Origin of the sequence: Fluviicola sp. (assembly GCF_030151805.1) — a bacterium.
Lineage (GTDB): Bacteria > Bacteroidota > Bacteroidia > Flavobacteriales_D > Crocinitomicaceae > Fluviicola.
In genome coordinates, this window is sequence record NZ_JASLCN010000099.1 from 1 (window position 1) to 4,129 (window position 4,129).

General features: G+C 41.4%; 5 protein-coding genes. All 5 read right to left on the minus strand.

Features of this window, described 5'->3' with window-relative positions:
- Window positions 1-138 precede the first annotated feature (138 nt).
- Window positions 139-1,050, minus strand: coding sequence for an EamA family transporter (locus Q1V93_RS03845; RefSeq protein ID WP_300661686.1), 912 nt, complete (start codon window positions 1,048-1,050; stop codon window positions 139-141).
- On the minus strand, window positions 1,043-1,384 hold the full coding sequence (locus Q1V93_RS03850; protein WP_300661688.1) for a hypothetical protein: 342 nt from the start codon (window positions 1,382-1,384) through the stop codon (window positions 1,043-1,045). Before Q1V93_RS03850 ends, Q1V93_RS03845 begins: the two co-directional genes overlap by 8 nt.
- A gap of 94 nt (window positions 1,385-1,478) precedes the next feature.
- Window positions 1,479-2,144, minus strand: coding sequence for a hypothetical protein (locus Q1V93_RS03855; protein ID WP_300661690.1), 666 nt, complete (start codon window positions 2,142-2,144; stop codon window positions 1,479-1,481).
- A 5-nt stretch (window positions 2,145-2,149) separates the two neighbouring features.
- Window positions 2,150-3,847 carry a DUF349 domain-containing protein gene (locus tag Q1V93_RS03860; RefSeq protein WP_300661692.1) on the minus strand — a complete coding sequence of 566 codons (1,698 nt, stop codon included), beginning with the start codon at window positions 3,845-3,847 and terminating at the stop codon, window positions 2,150-2,152.
- Window positions 3,848-3,887: 40 nt separating this feature from the next.
- Window positions 3,888-4,129, minus strand: a 242-nt coding sequence (locus Q1V93_RS03865) for a PfkB family carbohydrate kinase (RefSeq protein WP_300661694.1), incomplete at its 5' end; no start/stop codon positions are given.

Here is a 4,129-nt window from a genome sequence, read left to right on the forward strand (position 1 = left end):
TTTTAAATTTTCGAAGTAAGTTTTAATCTTTAAAGGGAAATTTTTGCTTTCCCCCTTTGGAGGGGGACAAAGGGGGAGGAAGTCTCAATTTTCACAATCTACGAATATCTGCAACATGGAAAACCCTCTTTCATCTTTTTAACGATCCATTTTCTTCTGTTTCGAATTCACCAAATAAACTCCTCCCACAATCACGATCATTCCCAAAAACTGGGACACATGAAACTGTTCGTGATTTAAAAACACTCCGAGCACAACGGCAACAATCGGAATCATATACGTAACGGAGCTAGCAAACATCGGGGATTTCAGCGCAATGATCTGGTTAAACAGCAATAAAGCCAGGCACGTTCCAAAAACACTCAAGATACTGATAAAGAACAAGGCTTCGTAAGCGTGCGGATTTGTTTTCAAAACACTTCCTGTATCCAGACTCAGCGTTACGATCCCGGCCGGGATTGCCAGAAAAGTAAAGGAAAGTGACGCAATTTCCAACGATTTAAACTCACTCAATTTGTATTTGATCGTGTTCAGGCTTGTTCCGTACATCAAGGTCGCCAATAAAATAGCTCCGACATGCAACATGGAAATTTCTACCGGAGCATCATTCAGGATTCCGACGAGGATGCAGATTCCGGTGAAAGCTACGAAGAGTCCGATTACCTGTTTCAGTCGGATTTTCTGTTTGAAGATTAAAAATCCGAGGATCAAGGTGAAGAAGGGCGTAAAACTGTTGAGCATTCCGGCTAATCCGGAAGACAATTTGGTTTCAGCAAACGTAAAGAGAAATGCCGGGAAGAAATTTCCACAGGTTCCGACGATCAACAAATAAACGACCTGTTTCCAATGAGTGATTTTCCGCAAATTCATCAAACCGAAAGGCAGCATCACCAAACCGGCGATTGCCATTCTCAAAGCGCCAACCTGTGAATCAAAGAAAATAATTCCTCCCGACTCGTCGTACATTCCCTTTTTCATCAGAATAAAGGAACTTCCCCAAATAAGCGCTAAAATGATTAAGAAAAGCCAGCTTCTGAATTCCTTATTCATTGGTTGAAGCATCTAGTTTTTTGCGGGCATTGCTCGTTTTGAAGCGGATAGCCACCAAGGATGGCAAACCAATGTGAATCAACCCAAAAAGCACATAACCAAGTGGCTTTAACTCATAACTGGTTGGAAGAATTCCGTTTGAAGATGCTTTATCCAGGCCGAAACCGAAATAGTAACTCAAAGCAATCTTGGATTCCATCTGAAAATGCACCAATCCTTTATCGTAATGGAAAATTCCATCGTACATCGGAATAGGAACAAACACGCATAGAATCAATAGGAATAAGCCGACTAAAAGGCCTAACAAAAGTGGTTTTTCAGTCAATTTTTTCATGAATGCTCTTTTGATTGTTAACTGTTCTTTTTATAAAGGCAAGACTATTAGAGGTAAGAGACAAGATCCGTCCTAACTCCTTTCAGTCTTTAGTCTATTTCAACGCTTTAAATCCTTCGGAAAAGAAAACGCGGTCGCGATTCACCCGTTCTTCCATCGCCGTTCTGAATTCATCGTATTTTCCTTCCGGAATGCAGTTAATCGGGAAAAACAACTGCAAATCTTCGATGTACTCGAAGTAAAGTGTTTGCTGATGCGTCTCCACTCTTCTCAAACCGGAGAAATACAACAAACGGACTTCGCGATCTGCAACAACCACTGCCTTGTGTGTAATTCCGACACGAAACCAGGATTGAGCAAGTACCAGAAAAACCAGTTGATCCAATACCATCACTCCATAAACTAAAGCAATCGGCCAGGCTTCTTCGGTCAAAAGCAAAGCGGTCAGCATGGAAAAAAAGGCAATCACGGCTTCAAGGATTAAGAACAAGCGGACTTGTTTTTTCCGTTCGGCAGAAACCGGTGTGCTCCAGAGAAAACGTTCCGGCTTTCGGGTCATGCTGACACCCACCCAGCGATTCGCAGATCTCCGGATGATCAATAACAATAAAAGTGTTGCAAACCCAATGAATATGTGAAACTTAAAGGGTAAACTCGAAATTGCAATATTGAAAAAGTGAATGTCAAAAGCTACGCAAATGATAAACGCAAAGGCCGGAAACGAAAAGAATAAGAGTAAAATGTTTATGGAACGATTCATCGTGTTTATTGGATCATTTTAATCTTTGCTTTCAATTCTTCTATTTTGCGCTGTGCCGCAGCAATCTTGGATTCCACTTCTTTTTTCAGCAAATCAGCCCCTTTTGATTTCGCGAAGAAACCCAGGTTGTTTTCAAACTGAAGAATATCGGATTTCAATCGGTTGATTTTGTCGTGCAAATCATATTTCTCTCTTGCCAGGGCTCTTTCCGAATTCGGATCGCCCTTCAAGGTATCTAAACGCGCCTGGAATAACATTTTTTCCTGCTCCTCGCCTTCCAGTTTCAATTTTTTGTAGTGAGAATCCAACGCTTCTTTATAAGCATTGAAAACACGGTCTTTCTCTTTCATCGGCACATGTCCGATTTCATTGAATTCCGTAGCAAATCCTTTCAACAAAGTCAATGCTTCTTTTTTATCTTCGGGAATCGTAACCGCTTTGATACGGTCAATCAATTCCATTTTTTTCGTTAAGTTCTCTTCAAACTCTTTGTCTTTCGAACTGAAATGTGTTTGTTTTGCTTCGAAGAAATGATCACAAGCAGCACGGAATTCCTTCCACAACTTCTGCTCGAAACGCTGCCCAGCACTTCCCAGGTTTTTCCAATCTTTCTGAATAGTCAAAATCTGGTCGGTTGTTTTTTTCCATTCGGTTGAGTTCTTGATCTCTTCCAGCTTGTCGATCAACTGCTGTTTTTTCGCAGCAACATCATCAAATTTCTCTCTGATAGAATCGAAGAACACTTTCTTTTTAGCAAAGAACTCGTCGCAAGCAGCGCGGAATTCTTTCCAAACCTCTTCGTTTTCCTTACGGGGTCCGAAACCGATTTTTTTCCATTCTTCCTGCAAAGCAAGTAATGTTGCGGTAGCCGAATCCCAATCTTTCGAATTGGAAGACGCAAAGTCAGCCACCAAATCAGCTGCTTTTTTCGCGATTTCTTTTTTCTGCTCGAGATTAGAAGCAAGCTCTGTTCTCTTTTCATCGTAAAAAGTCTGAATACGTGCATAAACTGCGCGCACTGCATCCCAATAGGAATTTTTCAAACTTTCCCACGCATCATTTCCAACAGGTCCCGTTTCGTCCCATTCGTTTTGAAGTGTTTTGATTGCCTGTTCCACATCTTTTACGTGAGGAACCGCAGACAATTCCAGGATGCGACGGATCACATCCAATTTCAATTGATGATTGCGATGTAAATCATGCTCGCGTAATTCGCGGTAGATTTTAATATGATAGAAGAATGTCTCCAACAAACGGGAATATTCGGATTGAATATCCTGGCGCTTTTCTCTCGGAATATCTCCGACTTCTTTCCAGGCGTCATGAATCTCTTTGTATGCCGTCATTGCAGCACCGATATTCTCTTCCTTTTCAACCACTTCTCTTAGTCTTTCCAACAAAGCTTTCTTACGGCGTAAATTGGCTTCTTCCGTTTCTTTCTTTGCTTTCTGCTGACCATTTTTACGATCACGGAATTCGTTATAAAGTTGATAAAACTCGTCTCGAACAGGATCCGCAACACGCTCCTCAACCGGCTCACCTTTTTCCTGTGCTTCCAGTTGTCTTACCTGAAACTGACGATCTTCTTCCAAAACCACGTCTTCAAACTGATTACGTAATTCACTCACCTCACGCGCTACCGAAAGCGCATCCTCTTGTTGTACGAGATTTTTTAACGACTCTAATAAACTTGCCTTTTCCATGATAAAGCTTTTTAGCGGTTTCTCAATTTACAAAAAATAATTAACCAACTACAGTTGACATTTCAAAATTAGTTAAGGAAACAAAGCGCTCAATGCGGGCTTCGATCTCCTCTTTTGTGATTTCCAATAAACGCTGCGTTCCGAATTTCTCTACACAAAACGATGCCAAAGCAGATCCTGCAATAATCGCACGTTTCATGTTTTCAAAAGACGCATCATCCGTTGAAGCAATGTATCCGATAAATCCTCCTGCGAATGTATCTCCTGCTCCTGTTGGATCGA

What these genes read in the sequence shown, in the direction of transcription:
- Q1V93_RS03845 (WP_300661686.1), bottom strand. Translation starts at nt 1,050, where the DNA reads ATGAATAAGGAATTCAGAAGCTGGCTTTTCTTAATCATTTTAGCGCTT.
- Q1V93_RS03855 (WP_300661690.1), bottom strand. Translation starts at nt 2,144, where the DNA reads ATGAATCGTTCCATAAACATTTTACTCTTATTCTTTTCGTTTCCGGCC.
- Q1V93_RS03860 (WP_300661692.1), bottom strand. Translation starts at nt 3,847, where the DNA reads ATGGAAAAGGCAAGTTTATTAGAGTCGTTAAAAAATCTCGTACAACAA.
- Q1V93_RS03850 (WP_300661688.1), bottom strand. Translation starts at nt 1,384, where the DNA reads ATGAAAAAATTGACTGAAAAACCACTTTTGTTAGGCCTTTTAGTCGGC.